The sequence below is a fragment of the Leptospira borgpetersenii serovar Javanica genome, assembly GCF_003046425.1.
In the GTDB taxonomy this organism is placed as follows: domain Bacteria; phylum Spirochaetota; class Leptospiria; order Leptospirales; family Leptospiraceae; genus Leptospira; species Leptospira borgpetersenii.
Genome location: NZ_QAJG01000013.1, coordinates 68,771 through 94,294, shown reverse-complemented (window position 1 = coordinate 94,294; position 25,524 = coordinate 68,771). Strand labels below are relative to the sequence as shown.

The window sequence follows — 25,524 nt, the reverse complement described above, 5'->3', positions numbered from 1 at the left end:
CGGATCCCAAAAGTCAAAGAACGAAAACATCAGGAATTTCTTGCCTTCCGTTGACGAAAAAATCTTTTTAAAAAAACCTCGGGAATAAGAGATGGATCTATGGAATCCAAATGGAAGCCCTTTTGGGGAATCTCTCTCGTTTTCACGGGAGCTGTTTTCTTTTCCGCAAAGGCGATCTTTGTCAAATTGGTCTATCGATACAATATCGATTCGACTACGGCACTCGCACTCAGAATGTTGTTTGCAATTCCGTTTTTCGCTTGGATCGCCTACCGTTCCGGAAATACGAACAATAACTTCGTAAATCTCACAAAAAAAGATTGGGGTTTAATTTTGATTCTCAGCTTTTTAGGTTATTACCTGGCGAGTCTATTCGACTTTATAGGTTTGGAATATATCTCTGCGGGTTTGGAAAGAATTACCTTATTTGTATATCCTACGATCGTCCTCATTATCGGTTCTATTCTTTTCAAAAGGAAAATCAAAAGAGCGGAAATATTTGCGATTCTTATCACATATTCCGGAATCGTGGTCGCGTTCATAGGAGACATTCAAGTTGAAGGACCAAATACAACGAAAGGTGTGCTGTTCGTACTCGGATCGGCGATCGCTTACGCTTTATATCTCGTAGGAAGCGAATCTTTGATTCCGAAACTCGGTTCGGTGCGATTCACTTCGTATCTAATGCTTTTATCCGGTTCGATCGTCATAATTCACTTTTTGTTCACTCGCCACCCGGCATCTCTGATCCAGCCCACTAACGTATATCTATACGGTCTGGCTCTCGGAGTTTTAACGACCGTAATTCCGGCTTATTTCACAACGGAAGGAATTCGAATGATCGGTTCTGGAAAAGCGGCAATTGTGGGCTCGGTGGGGCCGATGTCTACGATTTTACTTGCCTGGATATTTCTCGGAGAACCGATCACTCTCTCCGGACTTGTAGGAACCATCCTCGTTTTAACGGGAGCACTTTGGATCGGTGGAAAAAAATCGGAACCAAACACCGAAGGGGATTCTTAAAAAACAAAGAAGACGTATATTAAAAAGACTTAGAGTGTGTCCCAAAACGTAGGAACAATTGCAGTAATCCGCGAGGATTCCTATAAGATCGAATGGTTTTGGGACACACTCTTATGTTTTACGAAAGTAACCGTAGTTAGGCGACACGTTCGGTTCACGTTAGGCAATTATTGGAGTTATTTACTCCAATTTTCTATTCTTAAATCTGCAATCTTACCAAAATGTTTTTCATTATTAGTCACCAAAGTATAATTTAAGAACAAAGCAGTTGAACCAATAAGAAGATCGAAATCATCAATGCTAATCCCTTTTTTTTGTAAAGTAGCTTTTAATTCACCAAAGGTTTCTATGATTCCTCGAGTGAGTTCGATAACAGGAAATAACTCCCCTATTCTATAAACTGTTGCTAAATTCTTTTCTCGACTTTTCGATTTTTTTGCTCCAAAAATTAGTTCGCCGTACGTAATTACAGAAATTGATTTTGAAACATTCTTACGTTCTAAAAAATTTTTATGAACTTTCTCATGTTCTTTTAAACTATAAATAATAATATCGGTATCAATCAAATAGCTCATTGACTATCTTATCCCGATTGTTTTTTGAACGTGAAGAGCGTAGATCTTTAACAATTTCTTTTGGATCTCGTTTATCGACCCAAGAATTCGACAATTTCAAAAACTCAATAGTTTGTAACTCTGTTTCAAGATTATCTCTCCTAAGGTGATTTTCAATTATCATAACGACCTCCTGACTAACGGACCGATGTTCTATTTCTGCCCTGCGTTTTAAGGATTCGTATAATCGATCATCTATATCTCGAACCTGCAAATTTGCCATAACTTTTACCTTAGCAAATAGTTAAATAAATATTTCATGCACTTGCAAGCAATATTCATGATCTTTTAATCGTTTTTGATTAGAATAAAATTTTGTCAAACATGTCCGCCTACTTCTCGACGTTGCGCCTCCGAGCGTTTGTGCGAGTAAGACTAGGTTTTAGATGTCTTAGCAAACGTCTCGTGACAAGGTTCACTCGTTCTTAAACTTCAAAGCGAACCGAGTGTTGAAGGGGCAATATGTATCGAAGACCAAGCGAGGGCTGCGGAGCAACCCGAAGAGCTGCGAGAAGCCACAGTTCCGATCCGAATGGCTATCTGCCAGTTTGGACTTTCAAGAAACTCTTTAGCTCGGTTAGGAAATGGGTATCGAGATACTTGAACTCTTGAGAAATGTACGTGCTTAAATGAAAGCCATGCTGACGGGTCATCGCGGCGTATATGCAATCCATTTCCGCGGAATCGAAAAGGTTTGCGGAAAAACAACCCTTGGTGGCACACCATGCAACAATTGCTCCGGCAGTTAAAAGGGATGCGAAAACACCGCGGAGTAAGATCACCCAGTCTTTCTGACTGGGCCAACATTGAACCCGGGCAGCCCAGTGATTACGCTCCAGTATTCATTTGTGATAGGATTGTTAAATCTGCTCCATTCAATCTGGTGCCCGGATTCGAGTTCGAACGGAAAGGGCGCGCGCGGAGCGCGGATTTCTTCTGCGCGCCACAATCCATAAAGGTAGATTCCATCCCTTTCCTCATGGCCGTCGCCTTCCCACCAAAATACAGCGAGTGAGTCTTCAGTCTTGCTCATTGGATACAACCAGAGGCCCAGTTAATGCAAGTTCAAGCCGGAATTTCGCCTAATGCTAAACTCATAAAATCGCATCATTCCAAAATCCTGATTCATCTTCTTAAAATTCAAGTGGTGATCAAAGCAGATTATGATCCTTCATCGAACTATAAAGAGTTTGAATCGTCACTTTTAAGATCGCCGCCATCGGGACCGCGATGAGCATTCCCACAAGACCAAGCGCAGCCCCTCCCACGGTAACCGCACCTACGATTACGATCGGATGAAGAGACATCGAACCTGAAATTACGACCGGCTGCACTAAGAAGTTATCGATAATCTGTGCGATCGATACCACGATCAAAATCGAAATCATCAGTCCCGTCGTTCCGGCCCCGCCGATTACGAGGGCAAAAAACAAAGGTGGAATCGCCCCCATGATCGGACCTAGATAAGGAATCGAGTTCGCGATTCCCAAAAAGAGACCGAAAATGTAAAAGTAAGGCAATCCTATGATATAAAATCCCAAGCTGGAAACCGCACAGATGATCATACTTTGAATCATTAGACTTTTAAGATAATTTGTAAGTTGTTCGTTGATCTTATACGTGATCATAAGGGCCATTTCAAAATAACGATTCGGTATCAGGGAGATCAGACTTTTATAGATTCCGTTTCCGTTTAGTAAAAATAAAAACGCAAACAAAGGAGTAATAAGTAGATAACCGATCAAAGTCGGAATATAAGATACAAACCCTTTCACTTGTTCGTGCATCAGCTCCGCGATTTTCTTAATCAGTTCGTCGGGACGAATTGTTTCGTTCCAAGAAGCGGGAAATTCATTGAACTGAAGATTGACAGTTACGGTCAAATATTTGAACTTTGTATCGTCCAAATCCTGTTTCCAGTTTTTCAAAAGCGGATTTAACGTGGAAGCGATCGGAGAAGCGACTAAATTGATGAAAAGATAAATCGGAATACTAGTGAACAACATCAAAATTGCAATGGAAAGAATTCTAGGCACACCTAAACTTTCCAGATCGTTGATCATTCCATTAAACGTATAGAAGATCAGAAGAGCCAACACGATCGGAACTGCAAGTAATTGAAGTCCCCAAAGAGAAACGACGGTCGTAAAAACAACAATAAGAAAAAAACTCGTCCGAATGAAGTATCCGGAAAATTCCCTGATTTCCGGATCACGCATTTTTTTGTTTTCCTTTGAAGTAGGCTTTTTCTAAAAGCCCGTTGGTTCTATGTAGTCTTTCTACGATCACCGTAGAAAGACTCATGAGAATTTCAATGCCAATCCTCGGCTTTGTTTCTATGATTTCTTTGAGATCGGGTTGGAAAAATCCGAGCAACGTGGTCGGTTCAAGAGTGATCGCGCTAGCAGTTCTTCTTTCTTCCGTAAAAAGGGAAAGTTCTCCGAAGAAAGAATGCTTATCCAGATGAGCGAGATCAAGTTCGATTCCATCTCTAACGGAACGGATTACGACCGAGCCTTCATAGACCAAATAAAATCCGGCCCCGACGTCTCCCTGACGAAAGACCATTTCACTTTCCTGATACTCTCGAACGTGCACCATCCTTGCGATTTCAATTAGGGTTCTTTTTTTCATTCTCCCAAAAACGGAAGTTTCCCTGAGAAACTGAATGATCGCCTTGTTATTCGCTTCCTTACGAATGAATAATTTTCTCCAGATGGGTAGATCGAGAGCTTTCAAGAAATTATTTCTCCTCTTCGAGTTTCATCGTAAAGATCAAAATCGTAAGTCCGATCGTCACGCAGGAATCCGCCACATTGAACGCAGGCCATCTTGAAAAAAGAAGAAAGTCCGGCCAATCGAAATCCAAGAAATCGACGACTCCGATGTATTCTCCCACGTTCGGTTGAAACCCGAAACGGAACCCCGTGCCCGGAATTTTTACGAAGAACTTATCCAAAAAATTTCCAAAAGCGCCGGCCATAACGAGATTCCACCCCCAAGGATTTCCAAGATCGTAATTTTTCCATCTGTATCCGATGAGAAACACAATTGCGATTCCGGTTGCGATCAAAGACGGAATCGCATTATCTTGAAACGCCCCGAACACGAAGCCGGTATTGAAGGTAAGAGTCATTCTGAAAAAACTTCCAAGCACCTCCAAATAACGGTGCGGTTCAAAGTAGAGAATGACGAGAAACTTAGTCACAAGATCCAATATGATCCCGAGAAAGATAACGCCTATATAAAGAGGGCGATAGACGTCTAAAAATCGTTTTTCAAAATATTTCACGAGAGAGTTCCTTTCTTTTTAAGTTTGTGTTTCCAAAATGAATAAATAACTAACAGTCCAAAAAATCCGGAGATTCCCCAAAATCCCCAACCTTGAATTTCCATTCCTCTTTCGAGATAATAATTTCCGAAATGAATTCCCGCAACCAGGAATCCGGAATATAAAAACTGATGTCCCAGAACATACATCTTCCGAGTGTGTTGCTCCACCTCTCGGAGTTGGAGTCTTCCCCGATTGATGTTCTGAAGTACTTTATAAAATTCCCCCGGAATGGAAAGGGCATGGCTTAAAAGATTCTTATCTTCGTTTAACAAAGAAAACTCCAGTCCGCCTTCTTTTCCGGTGGCGACGGCCCGGAACGGTTTTTCCCCGTAGTCCAAAACGGTTCTATAAGGATCCAAAATCGCGGTAATCCCTACCAGTAATCCCAGAACACGTTCTAAGAAAATAAAATTTTCCGGCATCTGAATCATTCTAAAAATTTCCTTCAGACTGGAATTGATCTCCTTTAAGAAAAGTCGATCCTCCCTAGTATGAATCTGTTCCAGAGAAAGATTCCGGAAGTAATCCGTGTCCGCGATAAACCTTCCCAACTTTTCCAAAGAGTAACGAACAACCTCTTCGAGTTTATCCCGATCCGCAGAAACGGATAATGCGCCTATGTCGTCCAGACCGGAAACGACTCCATAATAATCTTTGACAATCGCACAGAGAAAGATTTGTTTCAGAGCAAAAGCCCTATTCGCATTCATTTCTCCCACAGCTCCGAAATCGATGAAACAAAGTTTTTCATCTTTCGTGTAAATTAAATTTCCGGGATGCGGGTCCGCATGATAAAAACGGTACTGAAAAATCATCAACACATAGGCACGAACAAGAAGTTCCACAGGCCTGGACTTGGCCTGACCTTTGAGTACGGGAACCGCTCTTGTAATCTTAACCCCTTCTATAAATTCCGTAACCAAAACACTTTTACCTGAAAATGGGCGGATCACTTTCGGAAATACGTAATCCGGTTCTTCAGCGAAAAGTTGTCTCATCCGATCATAAGAATCCGCTTCCAATTGAAGATCGGTTTCTCTGGTTATAAGATGGGTGATTTCATCGTGGATTTTTTTGTATTCGAAACGAAATAAATAACGATTGATTCTTTTCAAAAAAGAGCGAATATTCCTCAAATCGTCCGCAATCAAGGTCTCGATTCCAGGATATAAAACTTTTACCGCAACCTTTTGCCCCCCGATGGAAGCGACGTGGACCTGAGCCGTGGACGCGCTCGCCTCGGGGACGCTTTGAATGTCCGGAAAAACTTTCGTGATTTCTTTCCCGAATTCCAAACGGAAACGTTCTTCGATTTCCGAAAAGGGATGAGGAGGAACTCTGTCCTGAAGATCTTGAAGAGATTCGGTAAACGAATCCGGAAAAATATGGGAGAGGTTTCCGAGATACTGACCGAGCTTGATATAAACTCCCCCCATAGATAAGAAAAAATTACGGCAATCCTCTCCTAATGTACGAAAGAATTTTTCCTGAACGACCCTATCCCTATAGGAAGGAAAAAAGATTTTTCCCAGTTTAAAAAACCAGAATATAGACCATATCTTTTTCCAGACGAAAGAACTCGCATTCCAAAATCTCCAGGAACTACCGTGTCGTTTGTATGATTGGATTTCCTGAGGTTCGGCTGCGGAAGAAACGAGCATACGTGAAACTTCTAAACCCCCAGGAATCTTTTTTCGGCTCTTCTCCGGATCATATCCAGTAAGGTGAGAATTTGAAGATTCTCCTCCATATCCCCGGTGACCCGGGACGATTTTCCGGACAAATGTCGAAAGAGAGAATCGTATAAATTGAGAAATGGATTCGAGCCTGCGGAAGATTTTTCGGAAATTGAAACCGGAGTCAAACTTTTAAATCCTTTGTATTTTCGGGAAGGTTTGGATTTCCAAAAACGAACCTCGTCGTTTCCGACGAGAAAACGCGCGTTCTCCGTTTGGATATCCAACTCGAATTGAAAGTAATTTCTCATTCCCCCCGCTTCCAAAAAAACCGTTTCACCCTTAGGATAAGTCATCAGCGCTAAAGCCTGTTCTTCTACGGGAGAATTCGGATAGGATCGTAAAATGGAAACGACCCGGTCCGGCATTCCCAAATACCAAGTGAGTAAGTCCACGGCGTGGGTTCCGTCATGAAAGAGTGGACCCGTCTTGTCCAAGATTGCGCGGCCCGGATTTCGTGCGGAAGTCAAAACGGACGCACGTATCGTTCGAACCGGTCCGTACGTTTCTTCTTGGATCCATTTACGAACTTGAATGTAAAGAGGATGATATCTTCTCTCGTGATTGACTCGCAGATCTGTTCCCGTTTTACGACAAAGTTCCGCGAGTTTGCGCGCAAGCGGAAGAGAATGACAAACCGGTTTTTCGACCAAAAGATGACGGAACCCGAACTCGATCGCGGCCTTTGCAAGTTGGTAGTGTGTCTCGGAAGGAGTCGCAATCACTACAAGACAGAAAATGGGGTCGATTGAGTTCGGATTCGAATCGCAAGAGTTGTGGTCTTTTTTTTTTCGTCGCAAATCGACGGAATGTACATTTTTGAAGTCGGCTAAATCCTGACCTTCTTGACGAACAAATTGTGTTCCCGAAAAGTTCCTACGTCTTGTTTTCCCATCATACTCGGACCTATTGTTCGGACTTACAATTGCCGGATCTATTTTACTTTGGGAAGAATAAAACGAGGAGGCCCAATTTTTAAAATCGGGGAAGCATAAGTTTTTCGGAATATTCCAATCTTTGCAAAATCGGTTCCTCCGATCTTCAGATGAATCAATCGCTCCTACAAGGAAGAATTTCTTTTTCCCCCAAGGTGAAAAAAACGTTCCGGCGTGCGTGCAAGGACGGTTACGAAAGGAATCTTTTTCCAGGAGAGAAGCGATTCTCCCCAGACCTATGAGTAAAACGGGAATCATAAGATGATGAAACCATTTCCGGCGTCGGACTCAAGAGTTATTTTGACTTGACCCGGTGGGATTTCGAAGCGATTCTTTGGTCATGGATCGATACATTGGAAAGAACTCTGAAAACAAACGGGAACTTCTGAAATAAAAAAAGGTCAAGGTAAGAGAGCGTTTTCAGATTCCTATAAAAAGCGGATTTCAAAAATGTGGATACCACACGTAAAAAATCCGATTTAATACAGTAGAGGGTTTATCAATATTACGATGATTTTAAGAATTCATAAAATCCAATGTCTCCTTTTAATCGTTCCGCTTCTTCTATGGGCCGACCCGACTTTGGACAGCGAGTTTTTACGATCCGTCCAGGAAGGAGATCCTAAAAAAACGCAACTTTTAATCCAAGCGGGGGCTTCCGTAGACGCTACCGATTCCAGAGGCAAAACGGCTTTGATGCTCGCGGATCACAGGCCCGAAGTCGCGGAAGTTCTAATTCGCGCGGGAGCCAACGTAAACGCCCAGGATAAAGATGGAAGTTCCGTATTGATGGAAAGTTTATCCGGACTTTTCGATGTGAAAGTTTTAGACATAGACGACCTCGCGGTACCGAAACGATTGATCGAATCCGGAGCTAAATTGGAATATCTTTCCAAGGTAGATGCAACAAAAACTCTTCCCGTTTCAATTTTAAATGTGGCGATTCGTCACGGAAATCTCGTGCTTGTGCAATTTCTAGTAGAGAACCAGGCCGATGTAAATTTCGATAAGGGAAATCCGGAAGAATTCCCTCTCTTTCTCGCGTGTGGAGCCGGTTCGTCTTCGGCAAATTTTTCAATTGTAGAATTTCTTTTGAAAAACAACGCAAAGGCGGATTATACGAGCCGCCTTCATGACAAGAGTCAAGATGGAAAACTGATCCAAACCGGAGTCGACAACGCGCTTCATTTTCTTTCGGAAGAATCCGATATCGATCCGCGAATCCCAGAACTTCTCGTAAAAAACGGAACGAACGTAAATCATAGGAATGCGGAAGGAATCACCCCGCTTTTAAAAGCCATTCTCAAAAGGAGAATAGCCTTATCCGAAAAATTACTCGAACTAGGAGCCGATCCGAACATTTCGGATACGCAGGGAAGAACTCCTCTGGAAGAAGTAAGAAAACAAAAACTGACCGACTTGGAAACCTTGATTTTGAAAAAAAACAGGACAAACGAAAAGATTCCTCAGTAGTTTTTTAGAACTTGTCCCAAAACCTGAAAAGAAATCAGCACAATCGTTTCATAAGTTCGTAATAGAGCGTGGAAATTCCCGCAGATCGGTGATTTATGGTTTTCTAACGGATTTTTATCGTTGGAACACTCTCGTAGGAATTCCTACATTCGAGGTTTTGGGACAAGTTTTGATATGCGGAAACATCACTCGAATTGTTTGATAAAACATGTGATGTCCTTCAATCCGGCCGCTTTTACAAGCGATTCGTTTTATATCTAAAAAAGGAATGTCTACCTTGGAAGTAATTTCTCTGGAAAGATCCTTTGTAATTCGAAAGGATCCCCGGAACATTTTTGAGTTCCCAAACTCCGCTTGTAAGATCGGATTGAAAATTCGATTAGAAAAAACCAAGAAGTCTTTCTTGCAAAGATTCACCGCAACTCAGGCAACATGAAGTTTGTTAGGCGATTACGTTAAAAACGACGGAATTCCAAGAAACACGTTCTAATTTTTGAATATTAAAAACCTAAAATAAACCGTTCACACCGTTAATTGTAACGGTTTTGACGACTTCTTTGTCCTTTTCCGATTCGGCTACCTTCCAATTCACTCCGGAAGAAGTGGACAAAAGACTTCTACCGATACAATTACGACCGAACGCCGCACCAACACCTCCAACTCTCGCAATAAAAATATCATATTGAGAAGAAAGTTTTACATAATGTTCCAAGTCCTGTGCGTGAGTGGAATTAGGTTCCGAAATGGAATCAATGTGAAAAAGAAGGTTTACACCCTGAGATTTCAATTCCTCCAAACGTTCGGAATTTCGAATCTCGTTTCCGGCCACGATTCCGAAACGAAAACCTCCCATGATAAAGATCATTTCCGCATCACCCGGAGTGGCAACGTTTTCTTCGAAGGAAAGTTCCTGTTTATCATACCAATCCACGACTACCACGTCCTGAATGATCGGAACGCTGATTTTCAGTTTTCCTAAATCGTCCTTCCTGAACATGGACCCTCCGATAATTACACCTTTATAATATTCGGAAATTTGCAAGAGTTCGTCGGAAAGGATTTTGGATTTTTCGGAAAGTTTTTCCGGAGAGGAAGACAAATCGTAGAATGGAAAATACTCCGGCAAAAGTAAAAAGTCGGATTTTTCCTTCGAAAGTTTCAGTTTCTGATCGTTCGAAACGGGTCGGTTGATATGTTTTTGAAAAAGTGTGACTTTTGCGGACGCCAAAACCGAACCCGCCCCGATCAATCGCCTAAAATGGAAGGATCAACGCCTAACGAATCCGAATCTAGCTTTTCAGAACCCCCAGATGAGCCGCCTCCCGGAATTCCTAGATCAGATTCGTTGACAGAAGATTGTTCCGTTTTGATACCGAATTCTTTTTCCATTTCTTCAGGAGAAAGTTCGGTGACTCCCCCGAATAAATCCCCACTTTCAAGACGACCCGCAAACGCGATCGCAAAACAATACGCTTCCATGATACACTGCTTGATCGGCTTTTTATTCAACCTTCTTTTTGATTCCATCATGTCCAAGGTCATAATTTCATCCATGTTAGTGACGATCTCTTTTTTGGACTTCATATCTGTGATGAGTTTCTCCAAAATTTCGGCCGTCTTTTCCACGAATTCTTTAACCGTCACACGAACGTTTCTGGATTGTTGGCTTTTTTTCGTTTCCAAAGCGCTAGTTTTTTTAGAGGCTTCGATGTAATTGGCGCCCGGATTTTTAAGGTGATTTTTTAGTTCCTTATAATACTGATCGTAAATCCTAAATTGTTCGATTGAAGCCCGAGTCGTCTCGTAATGATCAATCATTTTCTCTCTATAGTCGACCTTAGCGCCATTTACAATCGTAGGTTTGATTTCGATCTTTTTAGTCGTCATCACGAAAGAATATTCGGCATCAAATTCCTTAAAGAACAGCCAGGTTAAAAACGCTTTATCCTCGGAAAGAATATCCTCGTATTCTCCCCTCGGATCGTGTTTTTTACGAAGCTGATCGAGAGGAAGTATCCTCATCAGTTTCAAACCGTATTTGAGTTCCTTACTGAGGGAATCTTCTGGATTGGTTTCTTCTTTCTTTTCTTCTACCGGAGCGCCGTCCTCTTCGGATGTCGCACCTCCGGAGATTTCATCCAACTCTTCCCCTTGCTGTCTATGGCCCGGTTTCTCTTCAGGAAGAATTCCGAGAACGGATTCCATCGTATTGCTTAAGAGAGGAATGTTCTTGTTTTCGCTTCTAAGAACGACAAGATAAAGTTTTTCGAATAAGGTTCCGAACAGATAATCGAATTCCTGAAGGGCGCGCTTTTTCTTCGTGTTGTAGATAGCGGTAGGTTTCCCTTCCAGTTTTTCCAGAGCGGAGTATCCGAGATTAAGGGCTTTCACATAACTCCCCTGAAACGGATAAACATAGTATAATTTTTTAAAAATGGAATACAAGGGATCTTTGATTCTAGAAATCGCAACGGGTAGATCCGGAGCCGCGTTATGCGGCTCTAACACTTGATTCACCTCCGTGTTATCGTATAACTTATGCATTCTCCCCAAAAGTTCGATGTAAATGGGATTCTGAGCATCAAGCTCCTTTGCTATTTTTCCCGCGTATGTCGGGTTTCCGAGGATATCATTTCCGACAAAGTTCAATTCAAGAAGGGATTTTTTTCCATAGAGATTAAAGTCGGATAAAAAAGTAGGTAATAGATCGGGAGAGGAAAATCCGGTAACTCTTCCCAACCAACATTTTACCCGAACGGAAAGACGATTGATGAAATTTCCCATTTCGTCTTCGAGAGCTTTTCTATCTCTCGGACTAGGTCCTTTAGCGCCTCCGACAGAGCCGCCTCCCCTACCGGAACGGGACGCTGTTCCGCCTCGGGAAGGGGAATTTTTTCCACCAACCTGACCTCTCTGACCTTGACGAATGTTAGGTTGTCTACCGAATTCGGCTTCTTCTTTCTTTTTATCCTTTTCACTGACGACTTTTCCGCCGGCAGACTGGAATTTATTAAACATTTCTTTTCTGGCCTTATCATCCAGATTATTCACTCCGATAGAGCGTTTCGTTTTATCAAACTCAGCCATATAAGTGCAACCCTTGCAATTCGCGTCTCAGTTCAAATTCGCAGTTCTAAGAAATAAATCAAGAAAGTTACTGCTCCATTTTACTTCTTGACAGGCCTTTCTTCCAGGTGTTTTTTCGATTTGATGATAATCCGAAGCGAGATACGAGAGAAACATATCGTTCTTAGCGTTCTTGAAGACATCCTCATGGATAATTCTCGGGATTTTCACAAAGAATTCGAAGAATCCGTAAAAACAGAAAATCCGGAAATCGTCAGCTTTTTTCTAGGAAAAGTCAAATTCATCGATTCTTCGGGAATCGGTATTATCATTAAAGTAAGAAATCAAATCCGAGAAAAAAACGGAACTCTAAACATTTTTGGCCTCAATAAGTCCTTAAATTCCGTATTTCGGCTATCAGGACTGGACAGAATCGTGAACCTTTATACGAATGAAGAGTTTCTAAATAAGTATCCGATTTTTCAAGAGTTTGTGGATCAAAATTCCAAATGAAATATACATTCAAATTTTCCTATTTGTTTCTCATCTTTTTATTCGTTCAGTGTTCTTGGGTTCAGGAAAGAAATTTTTTCTTTTGGCCCACCAATTCAAACCTGATTTATCGTTCGGCAGAAGTAGCTTATTTTCAGATTAGCCCTATCAATGTAGATTTATTTGAGAAGTTGGTACCGTCGAAGCCGTTCGTTCACCCTTTTCAACTCACCTCCGAACAGTGGAAGGCTTTTCTAGGAAACCTGAAGTACGTCAAAAAATCGTCTCTCGGTTCTTTTACGGATCATGTTTTTTCTGACGGAGAATTGGAAATTGTAACAAGAGATCTCCCTTTAGTTATCAAGTCTCTTCCCGAAAATAAGGTTCTTGTTTTGATTTCAAAATACGACGACATTCAATCGGTTGTTTCTTTGGAAGAGTTGACTACCGCCTTGATCTGGGGCGAAAAAGATAAAATTAACGTGGTTTTCGGTAAAATCAAAAGAGAAATCGTGGATAAAAATGTAGGTTTGGATTTTTCTCTTTGGACCAACATCAAAGCGATCTCTCTTGATCACGTTTCCGACGGTACGGAAATTTTGGATAACGGAATCGTTCAATTTCAAATGGTTCGAAACATTCCGAATCGGAAATGGGTGATTTTTAATCCCGAACAATTAGATCAGTATAAATTTAAACCTAGAAAACGAAACGAAATCCGCAAACTTACCGATGAGAATGATCGTCCTGGCGGCTGATTTTTGTTAAAATAACGCGAATTCGGCGGTTGAAAATGAGAAGGAATTTTCTAAAAGTAGGAGTTCCTACAATTTTATAATAGATTTATAAAATTCAAATCCCGACTTTTTTCAGAAAAATGAATCATGGATTTCTTGCACCGAATTCACGTTCATACATAACCCCGCTTCTTGTCTAAAATCCGATCGGCTTTATTTCGAGTCTAAATTTAAATTTGAAACTATAAGGGTTTCTACTTTTCAAGATCGATTTCAATCTGAATAAGAATCAGAGTATCTTCCTCTTTCGTAAAGAGGAACTTTCCTCGCAAGTAGTTCCAAAAATACAGTAAAATCTGCAACGTCCGTCATACAACTCAAGCGACGACCGATTTACAACGACCGCAGAGATCGCCTTCTTTGGAAATATCTTCCGTATGTCTCCAACAACGAGGACATTCACCTTGAAGCGGCTTTAAAACTTTTACGGAGAATTTTTCGTTCTCGTGACTAGAAAGGACTTCCATTCCCGGATTTTTCTCATGAATTTGAGAAACCACAAAAAGTAATTCCAAGGTTTCCTTCGGAAGAAGTTCACCGAAGCTGGGCCCGCTTTTAGAAACAATTTCAAGAGCTGCTTCGAGAGACTTACCCAACTTCCCTTCTTGTCTTGCAATCTCAAGAGCTTTCTGAACGACTTCTCTCGCCTGCAACGCAGACTCGAACTTATCTTCGAGAGATTGATTCTTCCAAGATTTCAAATCGGGGAAGGTTTGTAAAAACACGGAATCTTTTTTTCCGTTGGAAGTCCATACCTCTTCGGCGGTAAAACTAAGAATCGGCGCCACGAGAATACATAAGGAATCCAGAATATACTGAAGTGCCGTAGAGGAAGATCTTCTGGATTTCGAATCCCTCAAATCGCAATACATTCTGTCCCGGATCATATCGAAATAATCTTGGGACAGAGTAACCGTACAAAATAAGATCAGCTTCTGATAAATCTGATGAAACTGATAGGTCTCATAACTTACAACAGCGTCTTCCACAAAACCAGCAAGTTTGGAAAGATAAAATCGATCCAACTCTTCGAGTTCCTCAAAAGGAAGATTTTGTTCAGGAGTATGACCGTCCAAATTGCCCAAAAGATAACGGAACGTATTGCGGATCTTACGATATTGTTCGGAAACAATTTTTAAAGACTCTTTTCCTACCTTGATATCGTCCCTAAAATCCAAAGAACTAACCCACAAACGAAGAATATCGGCTCCGTAAACTTGGATGATGTCGGCCGTAGGGTCGATTCCGTTTCCTAAAGATTTGGACATTGCGCGTCCTTTTTCATCCAAAACATAGCCGTGGGTCAATACGGCCTTATAAGGAGGAATTCCTCGAAGAGCCATTGAAGGCCAAAGAGAAGACTGAAACCAACCTCTATGTTGGTCGGAACCTTCCAGATAAAGATCCGCAGGAGGTTCATCCTTACGTTCACCTAACACCGAAAAGTTGGAGACTCCGGAATCGAACCAAACATCTAAAATATCGTTTCCTTTTTTGAAGGAATCATTTCCACATTTACCGCATTTCGTTTTCGGAGGGAGGAGATCCTTAGTTTCTTCCGAATACCAAATTTCAATCCCCTTTTCACGGACCATCTTCGTAAAAAATTGAATCGAAGCGTCGTCGATATGGGTTTGACCGCAGGATTCGCAAGTGAACGCAGGAATCGGAACTCCCCAGTTTCTCTGACGAGACAAACACCAATCCGGTCTCGTTTCCACCATGGATCGAATTCGAGTGATCCCCCAAGAAGGAATCCATCGAACTCCATCGATAGCGGAAAGGGACTTCTCACGAAGATCTTGAAAATCCATCTTAAAAAACCATTGAGGTGTCGCTCGAAATATCAAAGGTTTTTTACTTCTCCAACTATGAGGATAAGAATGTTCCAGCTCACCGTGATACAAAAGTAATCCCTTGTCCTTCAGAAGTTGAATGATTTCCGGATTTGCATCGAAAACTTTTTTTCCCTGCATCAAAGGAAACTCATCCGTGTATCTTCCGTAATCGTCGACGGGTGAGAACGGTTCCAACCCGGCCGCTAAACCGACTTTGTAATCGTCTTGGCCGTGACCGGGAGCCGTATGAACGCAACCCGTCCCTGCCTCAAGAGTCACATGATCTCCGAACAGGGAAACGGAAATACGATCGATAAAAGGATGCTGAAATTTAAGGACAGCTAACTCTTCCGAAGTGATCGGTTTCAATTTCGTAAGAGCGACGCCGGTCGTAATCGTAACGTTCTCCGCAAGAGCATCGGCAAGTATAAGTTCCTCGCTCGACTCCGTTTTAAAAATAGAATATTCAATTTTCCTATTAAAGCAAATCGCAAGGTTTGCCGGAAGAGTCCAAGGAGTTGTCGTCCAAATCAGGCAGAATCGTTTTTTCTCTCCGATAATAGGAAATTTCACGTAAATCGAAGGGGAAATATGAGGATAATATTCTATCTCCGCTTCCGCATGCGCCGTAGCCAAATCGATCGACCAATAGACCGGTTTTTTACCTCGATAAACATAACCTTTCTTAAAAAGTTCCCCGAATACTTCCACGATTTTCGCTTCAAAGTCGGGAGACATCGTTTTGTAGATTCTGCCCTCCTCCCAAAAACAAAGAAAACGACTCAAGTCATCCCCTTGTTTTCCGACAAATTCTTCCGCATACTTTCTACAAAGTTGTCTGAGTTCTTCGGGTCCGGTTTCACGAACCTTCTTACCTAGATTTTTTAAAACCTGAACCTCGATCGGAAGACCGTGACAGTCCCAACCCGGAATCATATCCGCATAAAAACCGGCGAGCGATTTCGATTTAATAATCGTATCTTTGAGAATTTTATTGAGAGCGTGACCTAAATGAAAATTTCCATTCGCATACGGAGGACCGTCATGAAGAACAAATTCTTTTTTTCCACTTCTTTGTTCCCTCATTTTTCGAAAGATCCGGTTTTGTTTCCAAGATCGAATCTGCTCAGGTTCCCGTTTGGCAAGATCCGCCTTCATGGGGAAGTTGGTCTTAGGAAGGAGAACTGTGGAGGAATACGGGTTTTCTTTTTGGGTTTCGCTCATAGTCGTTTCAGTAGTCGATTTTGGTGTTTGGAAGAATCGCCTGCAATTTATCTGCATCCTCTCCCTTTAATGAAGTTTTTTTAATATTCAATCTTTTTAGATTAATGAGATTTACAAGTTTTTCGTAATTAAAAGGGAGCGCCTTAATCCCCGAATTCAGACTCAGATCCAATTCCTCCAAGGAGGAAAGAGAAGCGAGAATTTCCACATCCGTTTCCGTTAGAGTTAATTTATTCCGATCTACGTATAAAATTTTGATCAACGGAAGAAACAAAAGTTCGGAGGGTAGAATCGTAAAATCGTTATTTCCCGCCAGTAACACTTTCAGATTTTTTAATTTAGAAAACGTAGACGGAAATGTTGTAAGATCGTTCCCGAAAAGATTAAGTTGTTCAAGGCGTTTACATTCTCCGATAAATTCCGGAAGAAAAGTCAAACTGTTTAAACGAAGATCCAACTTGGTTAAATTCGGAAAACCGCAAACTTCTTCCGGAACCGTGGACAACTTCTGCATTCCAAAATCCAAAGTTTGAACCAATTCCGGTTTTGCCTTTGCCTCTCCCAAAATCTCTTCCGCATTCTTTTTACAGTCGAAACTCGCAGTAAAACAAACGAAGCCAATCACAAGAAATTCCTTTAATAACGGAAAATTCATTCGTTTTGCTCCCTCTCTCATAAAGCGAATACGACCTCCAAACCTTTCTCATAGGGCCCGTTCAATTCCGAAAAAGAAACTTCCACTCCGATATCCTTCAGTTTCAAAAGTTCGGAGGAAGTCGTTTTACCGACAGGATAAAATTTCAGCCCTTTCTCTTCCGTTTGTTCGCGGATTTTTTCCTTCCAAGAGGAATCAAATCCGACAAGAACGGTAGTCGAACTTTCTCCGAACAAGGTGAGATCCAATCGGCTTTGTTTGAAAGCGATCAGTTCCGCATCGATACCGAGTCCCGAAAAAAGAATCGTTTTGGAAAGAGCGATTCCGATTCCTCCGAGAGAAAGATCTCTCGCTGATTTTAGAGCTCCTTTTTCATTCAAAGAAAGAATCAGTTTACAAAGTTCTAATTCCTCCTTGATATCGATCTCGGGAATACTCCCATTTACTTGTCCGTGGATTTTTTTCAGGTATTCGCTCCCTCCCAAAGAAGGACGAAAATTCCCAAGAACCGCAAGTTCGATTCCGACTTCCTTCGGAAAGTTGGAAAGAAATTTTTTCTTATCTTGAAGGATTCCCACCATCCCGATCGTAGGGGTTGGAAAAATCGGTCCTTCGGGAGATTCGTTGTAAAAAGACACGTTCCCTCCGGTTACGGGAAGCCCCAAGAAGCGACAAGCATCTCCCATTCCTCGAATACATTCGGAAAACATATAATAGTTTTCTGGAATATAAGGATTTGCAAAATTCAGATTATTGGTCACTCCGTAGGGAGTCGCTCCCGTAACATAAACGTTTCGAGCCGCCTCACAAACGGCGAATTGCGCTCCTTTATACGGATCAAGATAGGTATATCTGGAATTACAATCGGTAGCGGTCGCAAGAGCTTTGTTCGTGTCCGGGATGGAGGAAAGTCCTCCGTCTAGTCCCGGGCCTATGAGTTTTACGAGACCGACTTCGCTGTCATATTGTTCCGTGATCGGTTTTCTGGAGCACACATTCCAAGAAGAAAGAATATTAAGTAATACGTCTTTTGTATTTGCACCCGGAGTGATATCCAAAATAGAATTCGGTTTCCAAGTTTTTACCGCGTCTAAATAAGAAGGCCGTTTTGTTTCTCTTTCGTAACGCGGCGCCCCTCCTCCTAACACGAGCGACTCGGCAGGAATATGCGCTTTCAGTTTTCCACCCATATAAATCTCGATAAATCCGTCTGCGGTAACCTCGCCGATCCTGACCGCATTTAGATTCCATTTTTCGAATATAGATACGAGTTCGGATTCTTTCCCTTTTTTTGGAACGACGAGCATTCTTTCTTGGGACTCGGAAAGCATCACTTCGTAGGCGTTCATCCCGGTTTCACGAAACGGAACGAGATCGAGGTCGATTTTCATTCCGGTTTTACCTTTGGCGCTCATTTCCGAAGTCGCGCAAGAAATTCCGGCCGCACCCATATCTTGAATTCCGATCAAGAGCCCTTTTTGAATCGCTTCCAGGCTTGCTTCCATGAGAAGTTTTTCCATAAACGGATCCCCCACCTGAACGGCGGAACGTTTGGATTCGGATTCTTTGGATAGATCTTTGGACGCGAAAGATGCTCCGTGAATTCCGTCTCTTCCTGTCGTAGCTCCGACAATATAAACCGCGTTCCCAACTTGACCACCGGTCGTCGCGCTGGCCATCTGATCGTGGCGAACGATTCCTACGGTCATTGCGTTTACGAGAGGGTTTTTGGAAAAACATTCGTCGATAAAAAGTTCTCCCCCCGAAACCGCAATCCCGAGCGAGTTCCCGTAATCTCCGATTCCTTTTACAGCACGGGAAAGAAGATATTTATTTCTTGGTTCGTCAGGATTTCCGAATCGAAGAGAATTCAAAGATACGATCGGACGTGCGCCCATCGTAAAGATATCTCTCATAATCCCACCCACACCGGTCGCCGCACCCTGATACGGTTCTACTGCGGTCGGGTGATTGTGGCTTTCGATTTTGAAAACCACGGCCAGCCCATCACCGATATCCATCGCGCCCGCATTCTCTTCACCCGCTTTGGCAAGTAGCTTATCCGAAGATGTCGGAAGAGTTTTCAATTTTAGGATCGAGTTTTTATAAGAACAATGCTCCGACCACATTGCGGAAAAAATTCCAAGTTCGGTGGAGTTTGGAATTCTTCCCAAAATTTCCTGAATTTTCTGAAATTCTTCTGCGGTAAGTCCGTGTTCCAGAGCGTCTTGTAGGGAAACGACGTCTTTTTCCATCGTTTGCCAGTATTTTTTCTAAGTCGCACCCTGAAAATCAAATATTCCGGTAAAATTCGAAGGTGGGATAGATAGTTGTTAGATGTTAGTAGTTTTAACCCCACGTGTGTGGGAAATATTTGCGCAGCCCGCTTGGTAATAGAATAAGAACTTTTTAACCCACGTGTGTGGACAGCAATAGAAAGCAAAGTCAAGCGTGTAAAATCCTAAAATCAAGTTTACAGAAATCAGACTGTTTGATGAACGGAATGAAGAATAAAAAGTCCTAAATGCCGATGAAGCCGAACATTGCTGTAAAGAGACTGCTTGGTTGATAGAGTATTGAACTTCCGGTCTTATATATAACCGGAAAAACCTCTGACACCTAAAACCGAAGCATCCAGTCTCTTGAATTTTTTACTGACACCAGAGTTCCTACCGAAAACAGTATAAATTTCGAGTAAATCATACCTCCTACTAAAAAGAAGCACTGAACTAAGTTCAATGAAGGTTAATTCATGAAAATTCACGAGTATCAGGCAAAAGAAATCCTGAGAAGGCACAAAGCCAACGTTCCTTTTGGAGTCGTAATCGACAAAAAAGAAAACGCATCCAAAGCCCATGACGAAGTTACCTCCAAAACCGGTGGTTCCGTCGTCGTAGTAAAAGCTCAAATTCACGCCGGAGGACGCGGAAAAGGTGGCGGTGTTAAAGTAACCAAAACCAAAGAAGATACAACCGCAGCCGTAGACAAAATTCTCGGAATGCAGCTCATTACTCCCCAAACCGGACCCGAAGGAAAAAAAGTCCTGAAGGTATATTTGGAGCAGGGAATCGATATCGCAAAGGAATATTATTTAAGCATTCTCCTCGATCGCTCTATTCGCAAAACCATCATTATGGCTTCCACCGAAGGTGGGATGGAAATCGAAGAAGTCGCCGAAACTCATCCTGAAAAGATTTTGAAAATCGCAGTGGATCCTGGAATCGGACTCCAAGTGAATCAAGCAAGACAACTCGCTTTCGAACTCGGACTCCCGGCGGAATCGCACAAGTCTTTCCAAAACCTCGTGATGGCAATCTATGACGCGTATATCAAAGAAGACGCTTCTCTTTTAGAAATCAATCCTCTCATTCTCACCAAACAGAATGAAATCATCGCGGGAGATTGCAAGATCGACCTCGACGAAAACGCTCTCTACCGTCACGCGGACAACGCAGCATTCAGAGACATCACCGAAGAGGATCCTCTCGAAGTTCAAGCTTCCGAGTTCAACCTCAACTACGTCAAGTTAGACGGTAATATCGGTTGTATGGTCAACGGAGCCGGACTCGCAATGGCGACCATGGACATCGTAAAACTCGCGGGCGCAGAACCTGCGAACTTTTTGGACGTAGGAGGCGGGGCGAACAAAACCACCGTAACCAACGGATTCAAAATCATCCTCGGTGATCCGAACGTAAAAGGAATCTTCGTAAACATCTTCGGCGGGATCGTTCGTTGCGACATGGTCGCGGAAGGAATCATCGAAGCGGCTAAGGCCGTGGATTTGAAAGTTCCTCTCGTGGTTCGTCTCCAAGGAACCAACTCGGAACTCGGAAGAGAAGTCCTCAACAAAAGCGGACTGAAAATCACCGGAGTCGACGATCTCCGCGAAGCGGCAAGCACGATTGCCAAACTGATCAAGTAAGAGAGAACACACATGGCAGTATTAGTAGACGAAAACACAAAAGTCGTAGTCCAAGGGATCACCGGTAAGGAAGGTTCTTTCCACGCGACACAAATGCTCGCTTACGGCACAAAGGTTGTAGCCGGAGTGACTCCCGGAAAAGGCGGAAGCAAATGGGAAGATAAGGTTCCCGTTTTCAACACGATCAAGGATTCCGTTAAAAACGAAGGCGTAAACGCCGCGGTCATCTTTGTTCCTCCCGCTTTCGCGGCGGATGCGATCATCGAAGGAATTCTTGCGGAACTTCCTCTCGTGATCTGTATCACGGAAGGAATTCCAACGCACGATATGCTGAAAGTTTACAGCGTACTCAGAAATTCTAAAACAAGACTGGTGGGACCGAACTGCCCTGGAGTGATCACTCCCCGTGCAAAACAAAAACTCGGGATCATGCCGGGTTTTATCCACAGTCCGGGTTCGGTTGGAATCGTTTCCCGTTCCGGAACCTTGACTTACGAATCGGTTGCTCAGATCACAAAACAAGGTCTGGGACAATCCACTTGTATCGGAATCGGAGGAGATCCCGTTCCCGGTATGAATCACACCGAAGCCATCCAATTGTTAAACGAAGACCCGGAAACCAAGGGAATCGTGATGATCGGAGAAATCGGCGGAACTTCGGAAGAAGAAGCCGCCGAATACATCAAGAATCACGTAAAAAAACCGGTAGTCGGCTTTATCGCCGGTCAAACCGCACCTCCCGGTAAAAGAATGGGACACGCGGGAGCGATCATCAGCGGCGGCCTCGGAACGGCGACCTCCAAAATGAAAGCGATGCAGGAAGCAGGAATTCAAGTTTGCCAATCCATCGCGGAAGTCGGAGAAAAAATGAAGAAGGCTCTGGGGTAATATTACAATGTCGTAAATGTAAGACACGATTTTCAGAGGACGAAACAAAACGGATATGTAAGAGTGATGTCACTATCTTCTATCGGTATCTCATCAAGAAATGAATTTGTAAGCGTTAAAGTTGATGAAAGAACATCGGCCCTTTAAATCGTATCTTAACTTGACAACATTCGAGTAACCGGAATTGATTTTTATGGGATTCGGAAAAAAGGAGGTTTGAAATGAAAGACAAAGTCAAAAATTGGAAACAAAGGCTGAGAATTCAAAAGTTATCTCTAACTCTTTTGGGAAATTTTGTTCTTTTATCCTTATCCATTCCCCTTTTTGCGGATGATTCCGTCCTGAAACTGACTACCGAAGAAACCGTCAAACGCGCGTTGGAAAGCAATTACAATCTGCAAAACCTTCGTTACGAGCTCGCAAAATCGGATACGAACTTTTTGAAAAACGATTCCAAATACTCTTGGAGATTGGTAGCGGATGGAAGATCCAGTCAGTCCATCCTTCCCTTCAACCAAACGAATATTTTCACAGGAACGAAAATCTCCGATGATACGATCAAAGGTGGAATCGAAAAGATTCTTCAAACTACCGGAACTTACTTCAAAGTGGAAGCGGGAACCAGAAGATTCGACTCGAACGCGTTCGAAAATCCGGCGACAACTCCGGCAGGATTCAGCGCCTTAGGCATTCCTCCTCTTTACACAGGATTTGTAAGAGCGACGATCAGCCAAGACCTACTCAAAAATTCCTTCGGGTATAAGGGAAAAAACGAAGTTAAAATTTTAGAATCCCAAGCGGAAATCGTGAAAAACCAAGTATCACAACAAATTTCTGCAGTCATCGTGGAATCCCTTGTCGATTTTTGGGATTATTCGATCAAAACACAAGCCGTCAAAACGTACAAACAACTCGTGGAAAACACGAAGAATATCCGCAATCTTACCATTCGTAAACAAAGCCTCGGACTTTCGGAAAGTTTCGAAGTCAATCAGTGGAATGCCCTTTTGGCTCAAGCAGAAAACCAATTGGAAACCGCTCAAGTTCAAAAGGAAGAATCAAAACGAAAGCTCGTCCGTTCCCTCAAAATTCCGGACGGGACCTCCCTTTCAGAAGAGACCAATCTTTTGGAAGAACTGATCGAAAGACCGAATTACATAAAAGATTTAGAATATGCTTATAAACACAGAGCCGACTTTTTAAACGCACTCAAACAAAAAGAAATCGCCGAGGCGGCATTGAAAAATGCAAATAACGACCGTCTTCCTACTTTGACGATTTCAGGAACCGGTGCGAGTCAGGCACAAAATATCATTTCCCCTCAGGAAAACTATATCGATTCCAATCAAGGGATCACTACCGCAAAGTATAAAGAATGGACCGGGCAGATGAATTTCGCATACCCTCTCGCAGACAAAGGCATTTATGCAGGAGTTCGGGACGCAACAATCGGCATGCGCCAGGCAACTCTAAAAGAGGAAGAACTCAAAAACGAGGTGAGAGACGACGTAAAGACTAGAATTGAAGCACTCGAAGCAAGTCACAGAATTTATAAGAATAACATTACTACCGAAAGAGAAACCCAAAATTACTACAACGGGGTTTTAAGGAGTTTCCGCCAAGGAAGAGCGGATGCAGTTTCGGTAAAGAATGCACTCGATACCCACGTTCAAGACCAACTTAGACTAACACAGGCAAAAGTGAATTTCAATATCGATCTTTTACGTTATTATCTCGCTAAGAACGCATTACTAGAACATTTTCAAGTGGATCGAGATAAACTTCTTCCACACTTAAATTGATCGGAGATTGATTGAGAAAGAATTTTTTTGTAATCTTCGGGCTTATATTTGTTTTCATTTTAGTTGGTTTTTTCGCCTGGAAAATTTTGACTCGTAAAACCGATTTCGTGTATAAAAATTTTTCCAAAGGAAACTGGGAAGACGTAGTTTTAGAAGTTCTGGGAAAAAAAGATCCGGACTTGGAGGACTATTCCTACGCATCCATGTCTCTTGCGGAATACAACTTCGAACTTCTAACCACAGCTTCTGAAAAAAAAGAAAAAGCCGTCTCCAAGTTTGCGGAAAAGTCGGGGCTTAAATTTTTCAAAAGAGAAGTCAGAGGAAGAACAATCTTCACATTCGAAGACAAATTTTTTTCCTTTCTGCCGGATGGTTCCTTTCTTAAAACGAGAGCGCTTTGTAAAAAGTTGTCCCTCGGTTCGGAGTACGAAACCCAGGAAGTTCTTTCCAGATATTTGTCGAAACTGATTTCATCTAACCCCCTTCCTCTCTACAACGAATACAATCAAGCGCTACTCAAATCTCTTTCCGCAGGTTCCGCACGCGAATTGGACGAAAACGGAAGAAACAAACTTTTAAAATTGCTCGAATATTTTTCGGGAAAAGAGGATTCTCCATTTAACGGCAGTAAAGCGAAAATAGAAGGGAAGAATCTGAACGTAAGAACCGGCCCCGGAACCGAAAACCCGATTGCGTTTCAGTTCAAAGGCGGAGAAGTAGTATTCATACTCGATCGGGATACTAGGAGTGAAACCATAGCGGGTAAAAGAGGATACTGGAATCAAGTCGTCGATCTTAGAAACGGAAACGTGGGTTGGATCTTTTCCGGATTTCTTAAAAACGTTCCTTCGGATCTTTCCATCTCTCAAACGATGGAAGAATCTTTTCGCGCTTTAGATAGATCTCCGGTTTGGGATTTCGAGTCCTGGAAGGAATCCTCTCCTCCGAACGGATTTCAAGGTGAGTACCATACCACTGAAAAAATCGCTCTCGACGGAGATACTGGAATCGTTCTACATTCCTCTAAGAGTAAGTACGATCTGATCTGTCGTTCGACGGAAGAGTCGTTCCGGGATTTGGAATTTCACGTCTCCTTTTTAGGAGGAGACGAAACGATTCCCATCTTTACTTTGTTAGCCGACTCTTCCGGAGATTTGCATAAGGCCTTTGAAATCGAGATGGACAAGGAAAGCGTTTCCATCAATCGAAACCGATTTATTACCGGAGACAATTTCGCTAAAAAAAGATTTCGCCTAAACATTCAAAACGGCGGTGGTTCCGGATTTCAAAGCGGCCTGATCGTCTCCGAAAAAAAAGTCCTATCCGGAATCGATTCCTTGGAGGCGATCGATGCGAATTCGGGAATACGATGGAAACTTTGTCTTCCGATGGCGAGAGAAAATTCGGACTCGAGTTTGAGCGTTTTTCAATTCAAATTCGTTCCATAAGCGATAATAAATTAGAATATTCTAATGGAGAGCGTCCATGCCGACATACGACTATAAATGCAAGGCCTGCGGGCAAACGTTTGAACAATTCCATTCCATGAAGGACGAACCGGTCAAAGATTGTGCTCTTTGCGGTAAAAAAGGTGAAGTGGAAAGGATGATTTCCAACGGTTCCGGTATCATTTTTAAAGGAACCGGATTTTATGTGACGGATTACAAAAAAAGCGGTTCAGGAGAATCTTCCACCGCCGCGACGACTTCCTCGGATTAACGA

The 25,524-nt window shown here is 42.5% G+C and carries 21 protein-coding genes and 2 pseudogenes; 9 read left to right on the top strand and 14 right to left on the bottom strand.

The window, feature by feature from the left end; translation table 11 throughout:
* The first annotated feature begins 99 nt into the window (after positions 1-99).
* Positions 100-1,023, top strand: coding sequence for a DMT family transporter (locus CLV95_RS12080; protein ID WP_002731989.1), 924 nt, complete (start codon positions 100-102; stop codon positions 1,021-1,023).
* A gap of 176 nt (positions 1,024-1,199) precedes the next feature.
* Here the strand turns inward: CLV95_RS12080 and CLV95_RS12075 are convergent, their stop codons facing one another.
* The 8 genes and pseudogenes from CLV95_RS12075 to CLV95_RS20095 all read right to left on the bottom strand — a co-directional run.
* On the bottom strand, positions 1,200-1,598 hold the full coding sequence (locus CLV95_RS12075; protein WP_002721222.1) for a type II toxin-antitoxin system VapC family toxin: 399 nt from the start codon (positions 1,596-1,598) through the stop codon (positions 1,200-1,202).
* Complete coding sequence (locus tag CLV95_RS19815) at positions 1,582-1,860, bottom strand: FitA-like ribbon-helix-helix domain-containing protein (RefSeq protein ID WP_002766275.1); 279 nt, start codon at positions 1,858-1,860, stop codon at positions 1,582-1,584. Before CLV95_RS19815 ends, CLV95_RS12075 begins: the two co-directional genes overlap by 17 nt.
* Before the next feature lie 928 nt (positions 1,861-2,788).
* Positions 2,789-3,856, bottom strand: coding sequence for an AI-2E family transporter (locus tag CLV95_RS12060; protein ID WP_002721234.1), 1,068 nt, complete (start codon positions 3,854-3,856; stop codon positions 2,789-2,791).
* Positions 3,849-4,376: a cyclic nucleotide-binding domain-containing protein gene (locus CLV95_RS12055; protein ID WP_002721228.1), complete on the bottom strand. Its 528-nt coding sequence runs from the start codon at positions 4,374-4,376 to the stop codon at positions 3,849-3,851. The genes CLV95_RS12060 and CLV95_RS12055 overlap by 8 nt, the downstream gene beginning before the upstream one ends.
* Before the next feature lie 4 nt (positions 4,377-4,380).
* Complete coding sequence (locus CLV95_RS12050; RefSeq protein WP_002721192.1) at positions 4,381-4,929, bottom strand: lipoprotein signal peptidase; 549 nt, start codon at positions 4,927-4,929, stop codon at positions 4,381-4,383.
* Positions 4,926-6,632 (bottom strand): ABC1 kinase family protein, encoded by a 1,707-nt coding sequence (locus CLV95_RS12045; RefSeq protein WP_002732002.1) that lies wholly within the window; start codon positions 6,630-6,632, stop codon positions 4,926-4,928. Before CLV95_RS12045 ends, CLV95_RS12050 begins: the two co-directional genes overlap by 4 nt.
* An 11-nt stretch (positions 6,633-6,643) precedes the next feature.
* A pseudogene (locus CLV95_RS20100) lies at positions 6,644-7,456 on the bottom strand (Gfo/Idh/MocA family protein); the annotation flags it as partial.
* A gap of 206 nt (positions 7,457-7,662) precedes the next feature.
* A pseudogene (locus CLV95_RS20095) lies at positions 7,663-7,900 on the bottom strand (gfo/Idh/MocA family oxidoreductase); the annotation flags it as partial.
* Positions 7,901-8,152: 252 nt separating this feature from the next.
* Between CLV95_RS20095 and CLV95_RS12035 the strand changes: the two are divergent.
* Positions 8,153-9,115, top strand: a complete 963-nt coding sequence (locus tag CLV95_RS12035) for an ankyrin repeat domain-containing protein (RefSeq protein ID WP_002721216.1) — start codon at positions 8,153-8,155, stop codon at positions 9,113-9,115.
* A 114-nt stretch (positions 9,116-9,229) separates the two neighbouring features.
* Here CLV95_RS12035 and CLV95_RS18890 read toward each other — a convergent pair whose 3' ends face one another.
* The 3 genes from CLV95_RS18890 to CLV95_RS12025 form a co-directional block, all read right to left on the bottom strand.
* Positions 9,230-9,448 (bottom strand): hypothetical protein, encoded by a 219-nt coding sequence (locus CLV95_RS18890; protein WP_051056398.1) that lies wholly within the window; start codon positions 9,446-9,448, stop codon positions 9,230-9,232.
* 175 nt (positions 9,449-9,623) lie between these two features.
* Positions 9,624-10,343, bottom strand: a complete 720-nt coding sequence (locus CLV95_RS12030) for a carbon-nitrogen hydrolase family protein (RefSeq protein WP_026054895.1) — start codon at positions 10,341-10,343, stop codon at positions 9,624-9,626.
* A gap of 17 nt (positions 10,344-10,360) precedes the next feature.
* Positions 10,361-12,202 (bottom strand): hypothetical protein, encoded by a 1,842-nt coding sequence (locus tag CLV95_RS12025; protein ID WP_002732010.1) that lies wholly within the window; start codon positions 12,200-12,202, stop codon positions 10,361-10,363.
* A gap of 123 nt (positions 12,203-12,325) precedes the next feature.
* Between CLV95_RS12025 and CLV95_RS12015 the strand changes: the two genes are divergently transcribed.
* A complete protein-coding gene (locus CLV95_RS12015; protein ID WP_002753620.1) occupies positions 12,326-12,694 on the top strand; it encodes an STAS domain-containing protein in 369 nt (122 codons plus the stop codon).
* The gene (locus CLV95_RS12010) at positions 12,691-13,431 is read left to right on the top strand and encodes an LA_1326/LA_4305 family lipoprotein (RefSeq protein WP_002732012.1); all 741 of its coding nucleotides are present in this window, start codon (positions 12,691-12,693) and stop codon (positions 13,429-13,431) included. The genes CLV95_RS12015 and CLV95_RS12010 overlap by 4 nt, the downstream gene beginning before the upstream one ends.
* Positions 13,432-13,787: 356 nt before the next feature.
* Here CLV95_RS12010 and ileS read toward each other — a convergent pair whose 3' ends face one another.
* From ileS to purL, 3 genes are read right to left on the bottom strand one after another with little or no spacing between them, the layout of a single operon-like run.
* A complete protein-coding gene (gene ileS / locus CLV95_RS12005; protein ID WP_002731969.1) occupies positions 13,788-16,532 on the bottom strand; it encodes an isoleucine--tRNA ligase in 2,745 nt (914 codons plus the stop codon).
* Between the two features lie 7 nt (positions 16,533-16,539).
* Complete coding sequence (locus tag CLV95_RS12000) at positions 16,540-17,187, bottom strand: leucine-rich repeat domain-containing protein (protein WP_002731979.1); 648 nt, start codon at positions 17,185-17,187, stop codon at positions 16,540-16,542.
* A 17-nt stretch (positions 17,188-17,204) separates the two neighbouring features.
* Entirely contained in the window at positions 17,205-19,442 is a 2,238-nt protein-coding gene (gene purL / locus CLV95_RS11995) for a phosphoribosylformylglycinamidine synthase subunit PurL (RefSeq protein WP_002721145.1), read from the bottom strand.
* A gap of 497 nt (positions 19,443-19,939) precedes the next feature.
* Here purL and sucC point away from each other — a divergent pair, with 497 nt between their 5' ends.
* The 5 genes from sucC to CLV95_RS11960 all read left to right on the top strand — a co-directional run bounded on the left by sucC (position 19,940) and on the right by CLV95_RS11960 (position 25,521).
* Positions 19,940-21,112, top strand: coding sequence for an ADP-forming succinate--CoA ligase subunit beta (gene sucC / locus CLV95_RS11980; RefSeq protein WP_002721137.1), 1,173 nt, complete (start codon positions 19,940-19,942; stop codon positions 21,110-21,112).
* Positions 21,113-21,124: 12 nt separating this feature from the next.
* Positions 21,125-22,000 carry a succinate--CoA ligase subunit alpha gene (sucD, locus tag CLV95_RS11975; protein ID WP_002721166.1) on the top strand — a complete coding sequence of 292 codons (876 nt, stop codon included), beginning with the start codon at positions 21,125-21,127 and terminating at the stop codon, positions 21,998-22,000.
* A 221-nt stretch (positions 22,001-22,221) separates the two neighbouring features.
* On the top strand, positions 22,222-23,802 hold the full coding sequence (locus CLV95_RS11970) for a TolC family protein (protein ID WP_002721230.1): 1,581 nt from the start codon (positions 22,222-22,224) through the stop codon (positions 23,800-23,802).
* A gap of 11 nt (positions 23,803-23,813) precedes the next feature.
* Positions 23,814-25,250 carry an SH3 domain-containing protein gene (locus CLV95_RS11965; protein WP_002721149.1) on the top strand — a complete coding sequence of 479 codons (1,437 nt, stop codon included), beginning with the start codon at positions 23,814-23,816 and terminating at the stop codon, positions 25,248-25,250.
* A 37-nt stretch (positions 25,251-25,287) separates the two neighbouring features.
* A complete protein-coding gene (locus tag CLV95_RS11960; RefSeq protein WP_002721179.1) occupies positions 25,288-25,521 on the top strand; it encodes an FmdB family zinc ribbon protein in 234 nt (77 codons plus the stop codon).
* The last annotated feature ends 3 nt before the right edge of the window (positions 25,522-25,524 follow it).